Here is an 18,673-nt window from a genome sequence, read left to right as displayed (position 1 = left end):
ATTAATATGAAATCTTTATGAAGATCCCGTCTGCCCTAAATTAGTGTAAGCATGTCCGGTATTGGCTATTCCTTAATTTTCTAATCTGCCAAACAAAAATAACCACAGAGCTCATCCATGGTTATTGTATATGCATCATGTTATTTATAGTTACACCAATTCAGCGCGCTGGATTTCCGGGGTCTCGACCTTCAGTTCCCCAAGTCCGCGGACCAGCTTCTTGGCATAGGTCTTCGTCGGCTTCAATACGGATACCAGGTAATCAATGGCCAATTGTGGATCCACGGTCTCACCGCAAGTGTAACAATCAATCGCAGCAAAGCCTCTCTCAGGATACGTGTGAATGGAGAGATGACTTTCCGACAGCATCACAAGCACTGTTGCACCTTGTGGTTCAAACTGCTTCGATTGCACGGACAGTACTGTTGCTCCGCAAGCCTCGGCCGCTTCCACCAGCTGCGTCTGCAGGAATTCCGCATCATTCAGCATCTTAAAGCTGACTCCCCAAGCGTCAACAGCAACGTGTCTTCCGAAAGTTGAATATTCCATCTTTCGGTTCCCCCTTCCTAGGAATAAAATGTTCACAAAAATTTCATCCGCTAGGACCTACGTCATTCACTTCCCGAGGGAATAATCTCTCGCAACATTTAATGTCCTGAGTGAATCCTGGTTCCTATATTCGTTTCAACGAGAATAAAAATAACACCTATACTGAGCAAATGCAATAGTTTTTCCAGAAAGTTTACATTTTAAAATTTGCGCTTCAGCCGTCACCAAACAAGCCTGTAAATAAACATGCATTACCCTAAAAATAAATACAAAAAGAGCCTGCCTTCTATTGTTTCAGAAGGAAAGCTCTTGTCTTTCGGTCATAGCCAGGTTATGCCTCAAGCGTAAACAGCGCAGTGCTGAGAATGCGCAGCCTTTTATCAATTTCCCCGATCCGTTCCTGGTCCCGGGTCTGAATGCGCACATCCAGTAAACCGTTTATTTCATCGTATACTCTGCTGATTTCACGTTCAACGTCCCGGGTCAAAAATTTGTTCTGCAGCTCCTGCAGTGTATTTTTATACTCATATACAAGTTTGCAGCCGCTGTCCGTCTTTTCCACAATTCGGCGGACGGAACCCTGATGATAGGTGTAAATCATCGTAAAACCATGATACACCCGGTTTACGATGCCTTCGCCCTTAAAGCGCACAAACAGCTTTCTGATCATATTCGTCAAAGGCTGATTCACCAAGCGGCAAGTCAATTCACAGACATACATGCCTTTTTCCAGGCCAAAAGGCAAATGAACTTCTTCTCCCGCAGCATCCTCCAGCACAATTTCATGCCCGCCATTGTCCAGCACTCTGATCCGGCTGTTCACAAGAGGGTCCTCCGCTGCACGCAAAAATTGTTCCATTTGAACTTCGGACAATGTTAAAATGGCGTTAACATACTCTGTGGCTAACCGCTGAGCCATAAAAATCTCCTCAATTCTTTCCTGACAGCCTTTTCGACTCCCCATGCCACAGAGGCGCGAATGCTCTTCAGGCCGACTGCCGCACACCCTGCGGGTTCATACGGCGATACACGCTTTACAACTATACACGAATATTATACACCATCCCTTCTTCAGTTTTCTCTACGGTTCAAATATGAAATAACTGCAAAAACGAGAATAAACCGTATTTAGCCGTTATTTATCCTCTTATTTCCCCCGGATTACTCACTTTCCCACCTTAATTTTCGTAAAATCATGTACTGCTTCACATTAAAGTCAACAAGCCAGACCGTTAACGGAAACCTTAACAAAAAAAGAAGCACCCGTGGGCGCTCCTTATTCTTTAATATCTGCTGCTTTATTCAGTTCTTGTCCTACTCCCGTGTATTGGGAGATAACTGTCCATAACTCTTCCCTGCCCAAGCCTTCCTCGGATGAAAACGGAATAAATAAGTCACCAGGGCCGATGCCCAGCTCCTGCTTGATCACCTTAATATGCTTATCTCTTCGGGTGCGCGGAATTTTGTCCGCTTTGGTGCCGACAACACATAAAGGCAAATTGTAATGCTTCAGCCACTCATGCATCAACCGGTCCTCCTTCGAGGGCGGGTGGCGAAGATCCACCATTTGCAGCACCAGCTTTAACGTCTCACGCTGCGTAAGGTAGGTTTCAATCATCTCCCCGAAGGCCTGCCGCAATGATTTGGACACCTTCGCAAACCCGTAGCCCGGAAAATCCACAAAATACAGCTCGTCATTGATGCGGTAGTAATTAAGCTGCTGGGTTTTGCCTGGTGTAGAACTCGTTCTTGCCAGATTTTTGCGGTTGATCATCCTGTTGATCAAGGAGGATTTCCCTACATTGGAGCGGCCTGCCAGAGCAACCTCCGGCAGGTCATCGGCAGGATATTGGTCCGGCCGGACAGCACTGATAATAAATTCGGATTTTGTTACCTTCATGTTTAGCGTTTCCTCTCTATTGCAACCCGGTCTGCTCCACCAGCGCGTGCCGCAGCACCTGATCCATATGCGCTACAGGCACAAATTCAACTTCTTCCTTGATGCTGTCGGGAATGTCCCGCAGGTCGCGTTCATTATCCTTGGGGAGCAGTATTTTTTTGTAGCCCGCACGGTGTGCCGCCAGTGATTTTTCCTTGAGTCCGCCAATCGGCAGCACTCTTCCCCGCAAAGTGATTTCGCCGGTCATCGCAACGCTTTTGGATACATGCCGATTGGTCAGGGCAGATACAAGGGCCGTGGCGATCGTAATTCCCGCCGAAGGGCCGTCTTTGGGAATCGCCCCTTCAGGGATATGGATATGGATATCGTTCTTTTCATAAAAATCCGGCTTGATGCCAAGCTCGGACGCTTTCGAGCGTGTGTAGCTGAAAGCCGCCTGAGCGGATTCTTTCATCACATCGCCCAGCTTGCCCGTCAAAATCAGCTTGCCCGTTCCCGGTACCACCGTAACCTCGATCGTGAGCGTTTCCCCGCCGACCTCCGTCCAAGCGAGCCCCGTTACGGTTCCGACCTGATCCTCCAGCTCCGCAATGCCATAGCGGAACCGCGGAATGCCAAGGTAATCCTTCAGGTTATCCGGGGTGATGACGATATGGTCCTCCGCGCCTGACACTACCGATTTAGCTGCCTTGCGGCACAGGGAAGCCATCTGCTGCTCCAGATTCCGCACCCCGGATTCGCGCGTATATTCACGAATGACTTTAAGCAGGGTGTCTTCCTCCACCGTAATCTGTTCGTCTGTAAGGCCATGCTCCCGCTTCTGCTTTGGCAGGAGATAACGTCCGGCAATCTGGAGCTTCTCCAGCTCTGTATAACCCGGAATATTCAGCATCTCCATCCGGTCCAGCAACGGGCGCGGGATGTTGTGAACCGCATTGGCTGTCGTGACAAACATCACGTTGGACAGGTCAAACGGCAGCTCCACGAAATGGTCGCTGAACGTATTGTTCTGCTCCGGATCAAGCACCTCCAGCAGAGCCGCGGATGGATCGCCGCGAAAATCGGATGCCATTTTATCGATTTCATCCAGCAAAAAGACAGGATTGATCGTTCCCGCCGTTTTCATGCCCTGAATGATGCGGCCAGGCATGGCTCCTACATAGGTGCGTCTGTGCCCGCGGATTTCCGCTTCGTCGCGTACGCCGCCAAGTGAGATGCGCACGAATTCGCGCCCCAGCGCTTTGGCAATAGAGCGGACCAGCGACGTCTTGCCGACACCCGGCGGTCCGACGAGACAAAGAATAGGTCCCTTCATCGTTTTTACAAGCTTGCGCACCGCCAAATATTCAAGAACCCTCTCCTTCGGCTTCTCCAGTCCGTAGTGATCGGCGTCCAGAATTTCTTCAGCCTTGGCGATATCCAAGTCATCGTCTGTCGCGTTGCTCCACGGCAGACTGAGCAGCCAATCCACATAGTTGCGGATGACTCCCCCCTCCGCCGAGCTTGCCGGTGTTTTTTCGAGCCGGTCGATCTCCTTTTCAACCTTCTCCCGGACCTTTTCCGGAAGCTTCAGCCCTTCCATCTGACTGCGGAGCTCCTCGACCTCTCCGGCCCGTCCTTCCTTCTCGCCCAATTCCTTCTGTATCGCCTTCATTTGCTCGCGCAGGTAGTATTCCTTCTGGGTCTTTTCCATCTGCTTTTTGACCCGCTGGCTGATCTTGCGCTCCAGCTCAAGCACCTCGCGCTCATTGTTCAAAATATCGAGCAGCTTTTCGAGGCGCTTGCGGACGTCGACGGTTTCCAGAATTTCTTGCTTGTCTTTGATTTTGAGGGAGAGATGGCTTGTGATGACATCGGCCAATCTTCCCGGCTCCTCAATATCAGAGACCGCGGCAAGCGTCTCGGGCGTCACCTTCTTGGACAGATTAATATAATGCTCGAACTGATTCAGGACGGTCCGCATCAGAGCGTCCGTCTCCGGATGCAGCGTTTCGTCTTCATGCAACTCGCGGGCATGAACCTCGTAATATTCCTCGTTGTCCATATACTGAATAATTTCAGCCCGTTCGAGCCCCTCGACGAGCACACGTATTGTACCGTTGGGCAGCTTCAGCATCTGCCGTACCTTGGCAATCGTGCCTATTCTGAATATATCCTCTTGTGTAGGTTCCTCAATGTTCACTTCCGATTGGGAACACAGAAGAATCAAGTTGTCTTCAACCATCGCTTTTTCCAAAGCCTTGACCGATTTGTCCCGGCCCACATCGAGATGCAGAACCATACTCGGGTAGACAAGAAGTCCTCTTAAAGGCAGCAATGGAAAACGACGGCCTTTCATTTTGCTTGGTCCCATCGCTTTCGCACCTCCAAATGGTTCACAGGTTCAGCAAGTTGCATGCACCGGTTATAAGATAGCGGTTCCGCTTACATAGCTTACTCTGATAGGGATAGTTCATATTTTATCAAATGTTCCATGGAAAAACCAATGAAGGTGCTTTATTCCGCGAGCCAATTTTACACGGTGCTTCCCTGACCGGATCCATCTGCCTGCAAATAAGGAGATTGAGCGGGCGTAAACGTATCAGGAGAAATACGAACCTCCGCTGTTTCCTCCCATTCTTCCCCGAAGATTCGTCTGAAAGCCTCATGAATGGACTGCACGGGGATGACTTCAATATCCTCCAGTTTATCAAAGCCGTTCTGCCAGTTATCGGCTGGGATGAGCACCCGCTTGGCACCGGCCTGCAGAGCAGCTTCCACCTTGGCCAGAACACCTCCGATAGGCTTGATGCGTCCATGAATGCTGACTTCACCCGTCATTGCAAGTTCATGATCTACCGGAATGCCGCGAATCGCCGATGCGACTGCCACAGCCATCGCCATCCCGGCCGAAGGGCCATCCACAGGCGTACCCCCTGGAAAGTTAATATGGAGATCATAATCCTGCGGACGCAGCCCACAGGCGCGCAGAACAGTCAGCACATTTTCAACCGAGCCTTTGGCCATGCTCTTACGCTTGAGCGTCCTGGAGCCTCCGCCGATTTCCTCTTCCTCTACGACCCCGGTAATATTAAAACCGCCCTGCCCTTTGGCAGATGGTGCAGCCGTCACCTCAATTTCCAGCAGCATGCCCAGATTGGGCCCGTATACAGCCAAGCCATTTACGAAACCGACCTGCGGACCGTTCGGAATTTTACGCTCTGGACGAGGCTGAAGCTGACTGCTGTTTGCAACCCATTCCACCTCGTCTGCTTCCAGCCTGTCTCTTTTCTCCGTCAAGGCCAGCCCTGCTGCGAGCTGGATCATATTTACAGCTTCCCTGCCGTTTGTAGCATAACGCTGTACGGCCTGGACCGCTTCCGGACAGTCTCCGAAGCCCAGCTTGCTGATCGCATCCTCCGCAATCTGCCCGATCTCTTCAGGCAGCAGTGAACGAAAATAGATTTCCATGCATCTCGAACGAAGCGCTGGCGGCAGCTCATGAGGTGAGCGTGTCGTAGCACCCACCATACGGAAATCAGCCGGCAGCCCGTTCTGGAAAATATCGTGGATATATGCAGGTGTATGTGTATCCTCCGAATTATAGTACGCACTTTCCAAAAATACTTTACGGTCTTCCAGCACTTTCAGCAGCTTGTTCATTTGCGTCGGGTGCAGTTCGCCGATCTCATCAATAAACAGAATACCTCCATGCGCTTTCGTAACAGCGCCCGGTTTGGGCTGCGGAATGCCTGCCACCCCCATTGCTCCCGCACCTTGGTAAATCGGATCATGCACGGAGCCGATCAGGGGATCGGCAATGCCGCGTTCATCAAAACGGGCCGTCGTTGCGTCGATTTCAGTAAACTTGGCGTCGCCCTTGAAAGGAGACAGCGGGTTCTTCTTTGCTTCTTCAAGCACTACGCGCGCCGCTGCTGTTTTGCCGACACCAGGAGGACCATAAATAATAACATGCTGCGGGTTGGCGCTGCACAGCGCAGCCTTGAGCGCACGCAATCCGTCCTTCTGCCCTACGATATCCTCTATTGATGCGGGACGAGTCTTCTCCGCCAGCGGTTTGGTCAGTGTCACCGATCTCAACTTTCTCAACTTATCCAGCTCTTTGCGCGATTCCCTGTCCACGGCACTGCGGTTCGTTTTCTGGCTGCGCAGCAGATTCAGGAAGTACAGCCCGATTACAATTCCAAAGAACAGCTGTACAATAATTACAATCATCGTCCAATCCATTTTTAAGCCTCCGTTTCTCCCTTCACCGCACAAGCGGCGGGGTTCTATGCAACTCAGTATTTCCTTTTCGTGGGCGGCTAAACGGATATGGACGAAAGAATTCACAAAAGCGGCAGAACGAAAATACAAAAACCGGGCGATGATATCAAAATCACCTGCCCGGCGCATAATAAATACCTATATCAATTACACGGTTGGAGCATGACGCTCCTTGCGGCCCGGTATTTCCCCGGTTTCTTCATACACTTTGACAATGTGGTCAATTTCCTTTTTCAACTCGGCAACCATCTCTGCTTCCGGCACCTTGCGGATCATCTGTCCATAACGGAACAGAAGACCTTCACCGCGCGCACCGGCAATGCCGATATCCGCCTCTTTCGCCTCTCCCGGACCGTTAACGGCACAGCCGAGCACGGAAACCTTAATCGGTACCTTCACCTTCGCGATATATTCCTCTACCTCATTCGCAATGGAGAACAGGTCGATATCGAGGCGTCCGCAAGTCGGGCAGGAAATCAGTGTGGCTGCGTTCGAAATTAAGCCGAAGGTTTTAAGCAGCTCACGGGCAACCTTTACTTCCTCCACCGGATCGGCGCTCAGTGAGATGCGCATCGTCGAACCGATGCCGGCCGATAGAAGCGCACCCATACCTGCGGAGCTTTTTATCGTCCCACTGAACAGCGTGCCTGCTTCAGTAATGCCAAGATGCAGAGGGTACTTAATGATTTCTGCCGCTTTCATGTAGGCCGAGATGGCCATTGGCACATCAGAAGCTTTGAGCGAAACGATAATATCGTGGAAATCCAACTCTTCCAGAATACCGATATGGTACAAAGCGCTCTCCACCATGGCATCCGGCGTCGGATAACCGTATTTATCGAGCAGATGCTGCTCCAGAGAACCGGCGTTGACGCCGATCCGGATCGGGATTCCTCTTTCCTTGCAGGCTTTAACGACCGCTTCGACCTTCTCGCGGCGGCCGATATTGCCAGGATTAATACGGACTTTATCGATACCGTTTTCGATCGCCATCAGTGCAAGTTTATAGTTGAAATGAATATCCGCAACGAGCGGGATATGAATTTGCTTTTTGATTTCTTTGATCGCGGCTGCGGCCTCTTCATTATTGACCGTCACTCTGACGATCTGACAGCCAGCTTCTTCCAGACGCAAAATTTCCGCGACGGTGGCCTTTACATCTGCCGTCTTGGTCGTACACATGCTTTGAATGATGACTTCGTTGCTTCCGCCAATCGTCAAGTTTCCAACTTTAACGGGACGTGTGTCTTGTCTTAAAAACATGGTCATATCTCTCCCATAATGCCAAAGCTCCACCCCCGCACCGTCCTTGCGGAAGAGTGGGAAGTGGAGGCTGGCAGTTCATGTATTAGAGATCGCGAAGATTCGATGCTCAGGCGCTCTCTTCTTGCTTCTTGTTCTTGTCGTTATTGCTGTGCAGTTCAGGTGCAACCTTCTCCCGCACAACCTGCTCATTAATGATGCAGGAGGTGATATCGTCACGTGAAGGCACTTCGTACATCACATCCAGCATGATGCCTTCGATGATCGCACGCAGACCGCGGGCGCCTGTGTTGCGTTTGATCGCCTCGCGGGCAATCTCCTGAAGCGCATCCTGCGTGAATTCCAGTTTGACATTATCCATTTCGAGCAGCTTCTGATACTGCTTGGTCAAGGCATTCTTCGGTTCGGAAAGGATTCTTACCAGAGTTGCCTCATCAAGCGGCTCCAATGTGGAGATGACAGGCAAGCGCCCTACAAACTCCGGAATCAGTCCGAATTTCAGCAGATCCTCAGGCAGCACGAGCTGAAGGTACTCGCCCGGCTTAAGATCTTTTTGCTCGGAGGAGGCGTTGAAGCCAATGACCTTTTTACCGATCCGGCGTTTGATCATTTGCTCCAGTCCGTCGAAGGCACCGCCCACGATAAACAGAATGTTTGTTGTATCAATTTGGATGAATTCTTGGTGCGGATGCTTGCGCCCGCCTTGCGGCGGTACAGATGCAACCGTTCCTTCCAAAATTTTAAGCAGAGCCTGCTGAACACCTTCTCCGGAAACGTCGCGTGTAATCGAAGGGTTCTCGGATTTGCGCGCAACCTTGTCGATTTCATCAATGTAGATAATACCGCGTTCAGCCTTCTCCACATCGTAATCGGCTGCCTGGATCAGCTTCAGGAGAATGTTCTCCACATCTTCACCAACATAGCCTGCTTCCGTTAAGGATGTAGCGTCGGCAATGGCAAAAGGCACGTTAAGGATTTTAGCCATCGTTTGCGCCAACAAGGTTTTACCCGAGCCTGTAGGTCCGAGCAGCATAATATTGCTCTTCGTCAGTTCAACATCCTCGATTTTGCTTTGGGTGTTGATGCGCTTGTAATGGTTGTAAACCGCTACGGAAAGCGACTTTTTGGCTTGTTCCTGTCCGATAACGTATTGATCGAGAATATCACGGATTTCTTTTGGCTTCGGAATATCCTTCAGGTCCAGTTCTTCTTCATGACCCAGTTCCTCTTCCACAATTTCAGTGCACAGCTCGATGCACTCATCACATATATATACGCCGGGACCAGCTACCAGCTTGCGCACCTGCTCCTGAGACTTGCCGCAGAATGAGCATTTCAGCTGTCCTTTTTCATCATTAAATTTAAACATAGGGCCACCCCTTTACAAATTGATCGGCTTCGTGAGAATTTGGTCTATGATGCCGTAAGCCTTTGTCTCTTCCGCATCCATAAAGAAGTCACGGTCAGTATCACGTTCGATTTTTTCGAGAGGCTGACCCGTCGTTTTCACATAAATCTGGTTGAGCTTCTGACGGGTTTTGATGATCCAATCCGCATGAATCTGAATATCCGATGCCTGACCCTGAATTCCTCCAAGCGGCTGATGAATCATAACCTCACTGTTGCTGAGGGCATATCTCTTGCCCGGAGCACCCGCGGTAAGCAGAAGCGAACCCATACTTGCTGCCATTCCTACACAAATCGTCGAAACGTCCGGCTTAATAAATTGCATTGTATCATATATACCCATACCGGCAGTTACAGAACCGCCTGGGGAATTGATATACAAAGAAATATCCTTCTCCGGATCCTCTGCAGCCAGAAACAGAAGCTGTGCAATGACGAGATTGGCGACATCGTCATCGATCGGCCCGCCGAGGAATATAATGCGGTCCTTGAGCAGACGCGAGTAAATGTCGTAGGAACGTTCCCCCCGACTTGTTTGTTCCACAACCATAGGTACGAGACTCATCGTGACCAACCTCTTTTCCTTTGGTAAATAAAGTAAGTTTGCTTAATGCCAATTAAAACGGAAGAACCGGTTTTGAAACGGATATACCATGCAAATATTCTAACATGTTGCGGGTCCGATGTCATTTCCGCCGAACCTTATCATATTTAAACATGTTTCTTATGTATGTGCAAATTTTCAGACACTTCGGGCATGACGCCTTCTGTATGCTGATAATTTTAATAATATATGTAATGTTGCAAAAACTTAATACATCTATTTTTCAGTACACGCCAAACCGAGCCATTTTGTTACTTATATCCCCTGAAAATGGGTTCTGCAAGGAAAAAATAAGGCACGAGTATGGGTAACCGCGTGCCTTATAATATATTCACAAAAGTGTATGCTCGATCTGCTTATAAAAAAGATTACTCGGCTGCAGGAGCCTCAACTTCCTTGCTGTTGTCCACGAGGAAGCTGATCGTTTTGCGCACCGCAATTTCCTCACGCAGGTTTCCAAGGGAACCGTTGCTTTCAAGAATGCTGCGAATTTCCTCAACGGAACGCTTGTAGGTATCAGCCATCACCTTCAGCTCATCGTTGATTTCCTCTTCGGAAACTTCGACGTTCTCAGCTTTGGCAATTTGCTCAAGCACCAAGTTGTTGCGTACGCGCTTCTCGGCGTCATCCTTCATTTGGTTTTCCAGATCTTCTTGGGTCTGGCCTGAGAAGCTGAGGAACATTTCCATGTTCATGCCCTGGCTGCGCAGACGATTCTCGAAATCACGAACCATGTTTTGAACTTCGTTGTTGATCATGGCTTCCGGAATTTCAACCGTTGCATTCTCGGCTGCTTTTTCTACCACTGCGTTCTCGCGGGCAGCTTTCACTTCGTTCTCCTTGCGGGCTTGCAGCTGTTTCTTCAAATCTTCCTTATATTCGTCAAGCGTGTCGAATTCGCTCACATCTTTGGCAAACTCGTCATCCAGCTCAGGAAGCTGCTTGCGCTTGATCTCATGAACTTTGACTTTGAAGACAGCCTTTTTACCAGCTAGCTCTGCAGAATGGTAGTTTTCAGGGAAAGTGACTTCCACGTCCTTGAAATCACCTGTGCTCATGCCGACTACCTGTTCCTCGAAGCCAGGAATAAATGTGTTGGAGCCCAGCTCCAGAGAGTAGCGCTCAGCCTGTCCGCCTTCAAATTGCACGCCATCCACGTATCCGTCGAAATCGATCACTGTGGTATCGCCGGATTGTGCCGCTCCGTCTTCCACGACAATCAGTTCGGCATGGCGCTGCTGCAGACGCTCCAGCTCTGCCGCTACTTCCTCATCGGTAACTTCAGCCTTGACTGCTGGTACTTCGAGGCCTTTGTATTCGCCAAGCTCAGCTTCCGGTTTAACCGTTACTTTCGCTTTGAATTTAAAGGACTGGCCTTTGGAGAATTGATCGATTTCCACATCCGGACGATCCACAGGGAAGATGTCGGTTTGGTCAACCGCTTCACCGTAAGCTTCTGGAAGCAGGATATCGATGGCATCCTGATACAGGCTCTCTATACCAAAGCGTGCTTCGAAAATCGGCCGAGGCACTTTGCCTTTGCGGAAGCCCGGTACGTTGATTTGTTTAACCACTTTATTAAAAGCTTTGTCAAGCGCAGCGGATACGCGTTCTGCATCCACTTCAACTTCAAGAACCCCGAGGTTCTTCTCTATTTTCTCCCAAGTTGCTTTCATTTTATGCTTTCCCCTCCAACAAAATCTCACTTATAGTCACGTGTGAATGTTCCCACCACCTGAGGAGGCGGGGGCTTCTTGTTTCGATGATCGCTGCCTTTCTGTTGGAAAGGTCTGACTGGATCTCCACAAGCGTTTGATGCGGTACGCATCCCGTTCGGGGCAAACCCTCCCTACGGTATTCAGTCCATCACGCTACGATGTTCAAAGCCCGCTGCAAAATGACTGGGCCGAGACGATGTTCTCTGTCCTGCACCAGCCCGCATTCTTCGCATCCATGAAGCCGGATTGTCAATGTTTTGGGAACATCCGCACCGCATATGCAGGTTTGCAATGTGCCGTGGGCGGGCACTTATACGAGTCGCTTCCCCTGTCTTGCCGCTTTATACGACAGATACGTAATGAACGTTCGCCATCCGGCATCCGAGATGCTTTTGGACAGCCGGCGGTTGGAGCATGTTCTTCACTTTCAGCTGCTCTCACCACAATCAGGTCATGTCCCTGAATGATGCGATGCGATGACTTGTGCAAGAAATCTTTTCGCTGCCGCGCCACTTTCTGGTGAATGTTCGCGACTTTCCGTTTGGCCTGATTGTACAGCGTCCAGCACAAGTTCAACGTTCGAATCATGAGTTCTTCCTGTGCGGGGCCGGCTAGAGGCGAAATGGATATGTGATTTTCACGAAGGATCACCGCCTTAATCAGAACGTATATTCCTATCATATCACACAAACATTAGACCAGGAAAACGCGCGCTTCATACCAACAGACAAGTGCATTTAGGCTTCGCCTAACCAAGCTTCATCCCCTACCTGCAGAGGAAGGGGACTTCTCTCGGAAAGATGTTAAAAACACGCACAAAATAACCACTCTAGTATAAACAACATTACTATCTTTTTCAAGGGGAAACCCTTGGGCCTGAATAAGGAAAACGTTTCCGGCCTGTCACAAGCCGCTCATGCCTGCCGCAACAAACTGTTTCACGGACCGGTATGCCTGTTCGTAACGGAAACGCATCGTATCCGTGATGCCATACATGACTCTTATTCCCTCTTCCTCGTCTCCGCCGGACAGCGTCTCCGCAACGGCCTGATGCAGCGCAGCCGCCCAAATATCCAGTAAGCTGTCGTCATCTGTAAGCATAGACCGATAGTCGTCCGTTCCATACACGGCCATCACAAATTGGGACCACAATTCCTGGGCAAAGTAGAAAAGCGCGGGCTCGTGCACTTCGGTCTGATCCGCCACCCGTTCCAGAATGCGAATGATGGGCTCCGGGAATTCGCTCGGCTGGAGAGGCACGCTCTCCACTTCGATCTCTGCCTTCATATCTCCCCTGTTAAAGGTGATGGTGCCCTCATGCCCACGCTTGCGCAGTGTCTGAATTACCCGGAACTGCAGCAAGGGATGCAATTTGGCTTCCTTCAGCCAGCGGATGAGCGCCTCGTCGATCTCCGGCTGGTCGAGATAGGACAGCTGTTCAAGAGCAAGCATGGTTTGCTCCGATAAAGGCTCGTTCATAGCCATGCGGAGAAGCTTCTCTCCGTAGCCTGCGTCCTGTTCAAGCTTGGAGCGAAGATGCCTTCTTGCGATTTCGTCCTCGCTGATGTCTTCATCATCGGGCTCTGCCGTCTCGGGTCCCTGATTCATATATTGAGGAAAGGCCGCTTCAAGCCACTGCAATAGGGCGTCCCACTCGTCGTAATGCTTTTGTTCCTGACCCTGACATTGCAGCAAAAATTGCAGTAGCCGCATGGCTTCCCCATAACGTTCATTTTCGAGCATCACCGTAAGCTGAATCTGGTAATAATCCAGCGTTCGGGGAAACAATACAATGTTATTTGCCGATTTGGCAGCACTGGAGTCCTTTATAAAGGCACCCCCTTTCAACCGAAAGCATAAATGATGTTAGATTATATGAGAAACGGAAGCTTATGTCCAACTTGTCCGCCTAACATATTTGCCGTTATTCTAACATACCCTTTTATAGAAGCAAAAAAACGTATATGGTGTACTATGTATGATGAATCGGGCAGGTGACTGATTTTAATTATAATTAACGGTTGCAAACCTCCTTCTAATATGGTATATTAATCTTCGCTTGAAATTTTATGTCCCAGTAGCTCAGCTGGATAGAGCAACGGCCTTCTAAGCCGTCGGTCGGGGGTTCGAATCCCTCCTGGGACGTAAATGAAAAACTCCCCTCCGGGGAGTTTTTTTATGTCCGGGGATGAGAACCCCAGTGGGGTTCGTCGGAGCATACGCTTCGATAGCGCTACTTCGCAGTCGGCCCGTTAGGGCCGTATCCCGACTGGGACCTTACACATTGCTCCCCTTCGGGGAGCTTTTTACGTCTGGGATGAGAACTCCATTGGGTTCATCGGAGCATTAGTTTCGATAGCGCTACTTCGCAGTCGGCCAACGTTCTTGGGACCAATAAACGGTTGTCGCAACCGTTTAGAGGCCAAGCGTTAGAAAAGTTTTGTGGTTACTCCAGCAACCCGCCTTACTGCTTCTTCTAACGACACCATATTAGACTCCTGCATCCCTCGCTGCTTCACTTCAACATAACCCTCGCCAGCCCTTTTGCCCACGATAATTCTCCAAGGAATCCCAAACAGATCGGCATCATTGAACTTGACCCCCGGACGCTCTTCGCGGTCATCCAGCAGCACCTCGACACCTGATCCAATTAAATCCTGATACAGCTTTTCCGCTGTCTGCATCTGCAGCGTATCCTTTGCAGACACAGGGATAATATGAACCCGGAAAGGAGCAATTTCCTCCGGCCAGATGAGCCCGTGTTCGTCATAACACTGTTCTGCCACCGCAGCCATGAGCCTCGACACACCGATGCCATAGCAGCCCGCAACAGGAGTCAGGCTTTGTCCGTCTGCCTGCAGCACTTGAGCGTTAAATGCAGCAGTATATTTATCCCCCAGCTTGAAAATATGCCCCACTTCAATCCCGCGCTGCATCGACAATTCGCCGTTACAGCGGGGGCATGCATCGCCTTTAGCCGCATTGCGGTAATCGCCCGTCCGCTCCAGACTGAAATCCCTCCCCGGCCGGACACCGCGCAGATGGTAATCCGTCTCGTTGGCTCCGACGATGCCCTGGCTCATAAGCGCTACTTCCTGATCTACAAGAAACAGCAGGCTGAGGCCAACAGGCCCTGAAAAACCGGATGATGCTCCGGTCCAGTCCACGACCTCCCCACTATCGGCCAAACGAAGCTCCTGCGCTCCCAAGGCATTCTTAACCTTAATCTCGTTGACCTCCCGGTCTCCTCTGACCAGCACGGCAACCGCCGCTCCATCTGCGTTAAACAGAATGGTTTTGATAAATGAAGAAGCCGGCTCCCTGCAGGCTGCCGAAAGCTCTTCAATTGTGCGCAAACCCGGCGTGTGGAATCTCTCCGGCACAGCATATTCCGCATTAATCCCGGCAGGTTCAGTCCCGTTTTGAGTCAAACGCAAACGTACCTCAGCCTTTTCCAAATTGGCCGCGTATCCACAGCTGCCGCAGACTGCAATCGTATCTTCACCGATGCCCGAAAAGGCGATAAACTCATGGGAACCGCCCTCTCCACCTATGGCTCCGGCATCCGCCTCCACTCCCCGGTATTCCAGGCCGAAGCGGCTAAGAATGCGCTCATAGGCTGCATGCATCACTTCGTAGAAGGCATCGAGGCTCTCGTAATCGTTGTGAAAAGAGTATGCATCCATCATCAAAAACTCCCGGCCGCGCAGCAGCCCAGACCGTGGACGAAGCTCGTCACGGAATTTCGTTTGAATTTGAAAAAACGCCACAGGCAGCTGTCTGTATGATGAAATCTCCTGCTTGATCAGTGAGGTGATCACTTCCTCATGAGTTGGTCCAAGCGCAAACTCGCGATGATGCCTGTCTTTAAGCCGGATTAGCTCAGGTCCGTACACTTCGTATCTCCCAGAAGTTTTCCAAAGCTCCGCGGGCTGCAGTGCAGGCATTAGCATCTCCTGTGCTCCTGCATGACTAAGCTCTTGACGAATAATGGCGGAGATTTTAGACAATACGCGAAAGCCCAATGGCAGATAGGTGTACACCCCCGCCGCCAGCTGCCGGATCATACCGCTCCGCAGCAGATAACGATGTCCTGCAGATTCCGCATCAGCAGGAGCTTCTCTCCATGTAGGAACAGCAATCTGGGTCTGTCTCATCTTTATACCCATTCCTTTCGCTTCGCTCAAGGCAAAAACGGAATGAAATCCGTTAGCCATAAGCGTTTTTTTGTATGCTTGAGTTACGGGGAACCCCCACCCTGCCCAAATGCAAAAAGACGCATTCGTCAAGGGACGAATGCGTCGTGGTACCACCCTTATTCTGCGCGGGCTTAAGAATTTACATAAAACATGCGCTTCTCATGTCGATAACGGAACGACCCGGCAAATGAGCGGCTAGCGGGATAGGATGCGTACGACCGTGCCGCGAAACCTTACAGCCAAGGGTTTCTTCTCTGTCGGCAGCCGAATCGGAGCATATGGTCCCGTTCAACACCTTTGAATATTTCCTTCATAATTTTTCTATAAAATTACATTAGGCAGTATCACATTGTCAAGCCTTTTCAACCGGCAGCTCCAGATCAGCCGCACGCGCATTCGATTCGACCTGCTCGGGGGTTTTGCATCCCGGGATAACACTCGTAACGGCAGGATGCTGCAGACACCAGGCCAAGGCCCACTCGGCCATCCGCACACCTTCCGGCACCTCGTTCCGCCGGATCTCCTCTACGAGTCTCAGCTTTTCATTACGCTGCTCAACATCATGATTGTTCCGCACATCATTTTGCTGAAACTCAGCGCCTGGCTTATATTTCCCGCTCAAGTATCCACTGGCGAGCGGCACACGTGCCAGCACACCGAGATTCTGCTCCTCACAGGAAGGAAAAACCCTCTGCTCCGGTACCCTGTCCAATCGGTTGTACACCACCTGAATCACGTCCGCATTGACCTTGGTCGCCTGCGCTGTCTGATGGAGATTGTCATTGCTTCCAATGGAAATACCCAGATGTCTGATTTTCCCGGCCTGAACCTGCTTATCCAGCAGCGTCCACAAGTCATCATGATCGAAAACCTGGTCAGGACCCGAGTGAAACTGATACAGATCCACATAATCCGTACGGAGCGCTTTCAGCGATGCGTCCAGTTGAACCAGTACTTCCTCCGGCTTAAAGGCATCCGTCCGGCTGAACAGGTCGTGAAAACGGTGCCCAAACTTGGTCGCCACAATCCACTCTTCCCGTTTGCGTCTGCTAAGATAATCCCCGATAAACGATTCCGACAAATGATCCCCATAACATTCCGCCGTGTCGATCAGATTGATATGAAGTTCAGCCGCCTTATCCAGAATCGCATCAGCTTCAGCCTGGGTATAATTCAGGCCCCATTCTCCCCCGAACTGCCAGGTCCCTACACCGACGACCGACACTTCCAGCCCGGTTCTCCCTAACTTTCTGAATTTCACCGATATGCACTCCTTTCAGATATGTATTTCAACTCCATATTAACCAAACATCCGGCTTTTGGGCAAATTAGGCTGGCTTAGCTGCGGCTATTCTGATTCGTTTGTAGTCTGCGATCCATACACCGTCCTGAAACAGGCTCTGTTTGACGCGTTCAGCGATTTTTTCATAGATATGCTGTTTTTCGTCTTCCCCGAAAGAAGCTAGGAATGAGTTCCCGGCAAATCCGGCCAGCCAGTGAAAAATCCCGTGTTCCGCATCCGCTAACGGAGTCGGACGATCAAAATGAGAAGCAAACAGTACACGGAAGCCCTGACGCTCCAGCAAAGAGGCATACTCGCCGATCGAGGGGAAGTACCAGGGATTGAGCTTGTCTGCGTCCCTGCCGAAATCGTCGGTGATCACCTCGGATATCGCTTTTACAATTTCTCCAACATTTCCTTTGCCGCCAAATTCGGCCACAAATCGCCCGCCCGGCTTCAGCGCATTCCATATACATGCCGCCGTCTCCTCCGCCTCCGGCACCCAATGCAGGGCAGCATTGGAAAATACCGCATCAAACGGTTCATCAAATGTCAAATTTTGCGCATGACCCACGACAAAGTCCAATGCAGGGTATTTGGCCTTCGCCTTAGCAATCATTTCAGAAGAATAATCCAGTCCAATGACTTTCGCTCCCTGACTGGCAATTTCATTGCTCAGCTCCCCTGTTCCGCAGCCCAGATCCAGAATGCGCTCTCCCGGCTCAGGAGCAAGCAGTTTCACAACCTCTTTTCCATATTGGGCCACAAATCCAAGCTTCGTATCGTAAAAATCCGGCTGCCACACATTCGATGTCATCCAAACCCCTCCTCCATAAGTGTCCTGTTATCTTTAATTATGTCACGCTTCTTTTGATCGCAAAAATATATAAAACAAATGACCATGATAGGATATATCTATAGCAAAGTTGCTAGCCCGTCCCTATAAAGCTGAAAAAGAGCCCTCTGTCGAGAGCTCCTGCTTGTGCTTGGATTTCACTGGGTAAATTATTTATTCCCTTTTACTGGTGCATAGAAGGTGCCTTCCACTTCCACGATGTCGTCCTGGTTCAGACGGTCCACCTCAATGATCGTGCGCGGCGGGTATGGTCCTTCTCCCCACAGCTCTTCCTGGACCTTGTTCACGATAGGACAATCTAATAAACCATCATTACAGTTGAAAAGTTTTACACACTTGACCATTAATGGCCGACTGCGTATAGCCTTTGTGGCCATCTTGCTTCTGCCGCCCGCAATTCTGGGCTGGTTATCGTATCAAACGGCCAAAGACGATGTAACAGCACAAATCTTGAGCAATACCCAGCAAACGGTTGAATCTGTAAACAAGCAGGTTTCCGGTTTGATGACCATGTCCAGTTTGCAACAACGGACGGCGTGCTTCTGAATTCTCCCCAGCAGACCTTCGCGGAAGGCTTTGATCCGAGAGAACGCGCTGGTACAGCAACGCTATCCAAAGTAAAGGGCAAT

The 18,673-nt window shown here is 50.4% G+C and carries 15 protein-coding genes and 1 tRNA gene; 1 reads left to right on the top strand and 15 read right to left on the bottom strand.

Going from position 1 to position 18,673, the window contains the following annotated elements; translation table 11 throughout:
- Positions 1–150: 150 nt before the first annotated feature.
- The 11 genes from speD to ACI1P2_RS19100 all read right to left on the bottom strand — a co-directional run bounded on the left by speD (position 151) and on the right by ACI1P2_RS19100 (position 13,450).
- A complete protein-coding gene (speD, locus tag ACI1P2_RS19150) occupies positions 151–549 on the bottom strand; it encodes an adenosylmethionine decarboxylase (protein WP_355321569.1) in 399 nt (132 codons plus the stop codon).
- A 331-nt stretch (positions 550–880) separates the two neighbouring features.
- Complete coding sequence (locus tag ACI1P2_RS19145) at positions 881–1,468, bottom strand: non-ribosomal peptide synthetase module (RefSeq protein WP_355321567.1); 588 nt, start codon at positions 1,466–1,468, stop codon at positions 881–883.
- A 357-nt stretch (positions 1,469–1,825) separates the two neighbouring features.
- Positions 1,826–2,449, bottom strand: a complete 624-nt coding sequence (gene yihA, locus ACI1P2_RS19140; protein WP_355321565.1) for a ribosome biogenesis GTP-binding protein YihA/YsxC — start codon at positions 2,447–2,449, stop codon at positions 1,826–1,828.
- Between the two features lie 16 nt (positions 2,450–2,465).
- Positions 2,466–4,802 (bottom strand): endopeptidase La, encoded by a 2,337-nt coding sequence (gene lon, locus ACI1P2_RS19135; protein WP_355321563.1) that lies wholly within the window; start codon positions 4,800–4,802, stop codon positions 2,466–2,468.
- 161 nt (positions 4,803–4,963) lie between these two features.
- The gene (gene lonB, locus ACI1P2_RS19130) at positions 4,964–6,676 is read right to left on the bottom strand and encodes an ATP-dependent protease LonB (RefSeq protein ID WP_355321561.1); all 1,713 of its coding nucleotides are present in this window, start codon (positions 6,674–6,676) and stop codon (positions 4,964–4,966) included.
- A 186-nt stretch (positions 6,677–6,862) separates the two neighbouring features.
- A complete protein-coding gene (gene ispG, locus ACI1P2_RS19125; protein WP_355321559.1) occupies positions 6,863–7,978 on the bottom strand; it encodes a flavodoxin-dependent (E)-4-hydroxy-3-methylbut-2-enyl-diphosphate synthase in 1,116 nt (371 codons plus the stop codon).
- Between the two features lie 109 nt (positions 7,979–8,087).
- The gene (gene clpX / locus ACI1P2_RS19120) at positions 8,088–9,347 is read right to left on the bottom strand and encodes an ATP-dependent protease ATP-binding subunit ClpX (protein WP_355321557.1); all 1,260 of its coding nucleotides are present in this window, start codon (positions 9,345–9,347) and stop codon (positions 8,088–8,090) included.
- 12 nt (positions 9,348–9,359) lie between these two features.
- The gene (clpP, locus tag ACI1P2_RS19115; RefSeq protein WP_355321555.1) at positions 9,360–9,950 is read right to left on the bottom strand and encodes an ATP-dependent Clp endopeptidase proteolytic subunit ClpP; all 591 of its coding nucleotides are present in this window, start codon (positions 9,948–9,950) and stop codon (positions 9,360–9,362) included.
- A gap of 407 nt (positions 9,951–10,357) precedes the next feature.
- On the bottom strand, positions 10,358–11,665 hold the full coding sequence (gene tig / locus ACI1P2_RS19110) for a trigger factor (protein WP_355321553.1): 1,308 nt from the start codon (positions 11,663–11,665) through the stop codon (positions 10,358–10,360).
- 291 nt (positions 11,666–11,956) lie between these two features.
- Positions 11,957–12,295: a transposase gene (locus tag ACI1P2_RS19105; protein ID WP_355321551.1), complete on the bottom strand. Its 339-nt coding sequence runs from the start codon at positions 12,293–12,295 to the stop codon at positions 11,957–11,959.
- 315 nt (positions 12,296–12,610) lie between these two features.
- Positions 12,611–13,450, bottom strand: a complete 840-nt coding sequence (locus ACI1P2_RS19100; RefSeq protein WP_355321645.1) for a hypothetical protein — start codon at positions 13,448–13,450, stop codon at positions 12,611–12,613.
- A 328-nt stretch (positions 13,451–13,778) separates the two neighbouring features.
- Between ACI1P2_RS19100 and ACI1P2_RS19095 the strand changes: the two genes are divergently transcribed.
- A tRNA-Arg gene (locus ACI1P2_RS19095) sits at positions 13,779–13,852 on the top strand.
- Positions 13,853–14,136: 284 nt separating this feature from the next.
- Here ACI1P2_RS19095 and ACI1P2_RS19090 read toward each other — a convergent pair.
- The 4 genes from ACI1P2_RS19090 to ACI1P2_RS19075 all read right to left on the bottom strand — a co-directional run bounded on the left by ACI1P2_RS19090 (position 14,137) and on the right by ACI1P2_RS19075 (position 18,331).
- Complete coding sequence (locus ACI1P2_RS19090) at positions 14,137–15,864, bottom strand: proline--tRNA ligase (RefSeq protein WP_355321643.1); 1,728 nt, start codon at positions 15,862–15,864, stop codon at positions 14,137–14,139.
- 394 nt (positions 15,865–16,258) lie between these two features.
- Positions 16,259–17,167, bottom strand: coding sequence for an aldo/keto reductase (locus tag ACI1P2_RS19085; RefSeq protein ID WP_355321549.1), 909 nt, complete (start codon positions 17,165–17,167; stop codon positions 16,259–16,261).
- Between the two features lie 67 nt (positions 17,168–17,234).
- A complete protein-coding gene (locus ACI1P2_RS19080) occupies positions 17,235–18,005 on the bottom strand; it encodes a methyltransferase domain-containing protein (protein WP_355321547.1) in 771 nt (256 codons plus the stop codon).
- A gap of 188 nt (positions 18,006–18,193) precedes the next feature.
- Positions 18,194–18,331, bottom strand: a complete 138-nt coding sequence (locus tag ACI1P2_RS19075) for a RidA family protein (RefSeq protein ID WP_355321545.1) — start codon at positions 18,329–18,331, stop codon at positions 18,194–18,196.
- Between the last annotated feature and the right edge of the window lie 342 nt (positions 18,332–18,673).

Source organism: Paenibacillus jiangxiensis, assembly GCF_046098255.1.
Taxonomy (GTDB): Bacteria; Bacillota; Bacilli; order Paenibacillales; family Paenibacillaceae; genus Paenibacillus; species Paenibacillus jiagnxiensis.
This window is presented reverse-complemented; position numbering and strand designations above follow the sequence as displayed.

Excerpts from the sequence above, each read along its gene's own strand:
- speD (WP_355321569.1), bottom strand. The coding sequence starts at position 549 with ATGGAATATTCAACTTTCGGAAGACACGTTGCTGTTGACGCTTGGGGA.
- ACI1P2_RS19145 (WP_355321567.1), bottom strand. The coding sequence starts at position 1,468 with ATGGCTCAGCGGTTAGCCACAGAGTATGTTAACGCCATTTTAACATTG.
- ACI1P2_RS19090 (WP_355321643.1), bottom strand. The coding sequence starts at position 15,864 with ATGAGACAGACCCAGATTGCTGTTCCTACATGGAGAGAAGCTCCTGCT.
- ACI1P2_RS19100 (WP_355321645.1), bottom strand. The coding sequence starts at position 13,450 with ATGCTCGAAAATGAACGTTATGGGGAAGCCATGCGGCTACTGCAATTT.
- clpX (WP_355321557.1), bottom strand. The coding sequence starts at position 9,347 with ATGTTTAAATTTAATGATGAAAAAGGACAGCTGAAATGCTCATTCTGC.
- tig (WP_355321553.1), bottom strand. The coding sequence starts at position 11,665 with ATGAAAGCAACTTGGGAGAAAATAGAGAAGAACCTCGGGGTTCTTGAA.
- lon (WP_355321563.1), bottom strand. The coding sequence starts at position 4,802 with ATGGGACCAAGCAAAATGAAAGGCCGTCGTTTTCCATTGCTGCCTTTA.
- ispG (WP_355321559.1), bottom strand. The coding sequence starts at position 7,978 with ATGTTTTTAAGACAAGACACACGTCCCGTTAAAGTTGGAAACTTGACG.
- ACI1P2_RS19080 (WP_355321547.1), bottom strand. The coding sequence starts at position 18,005 with ATGACATCGAATGTGTGGCAGCCGGATTTTTACGATACGAAGCTTGGA.
- clpP (WP_355321555.1), bottom strand. The coding sequence starts at position 9,950 with ATGAGTCTCGTACCTATGGTTGTGGAACAAACAAGTCGGGGGGAACGT.
- ACI1P2_RS19105 (WP_355321551.1), bottom strand. The coding sequence starts at position 12,295 with ATGATTCGAACGTTGAACTTGTGCTGGACGCTGTACAATCAGGCCAAA.
- lonB (WP_355321561.1), bottom strand. The coding sequence starts at position 6,676 with ATGGATTGGACGATGATTGTAATTATTGTACAGCTGTTCTTTGGAATT.
- yihA (WP_355321565.1), bottom strand. The coding sequence starts at position 2,449 with ATGAAGGTAACAAAATCCGAATTTATTATCAGTGCTGTCCGGCCGGAC.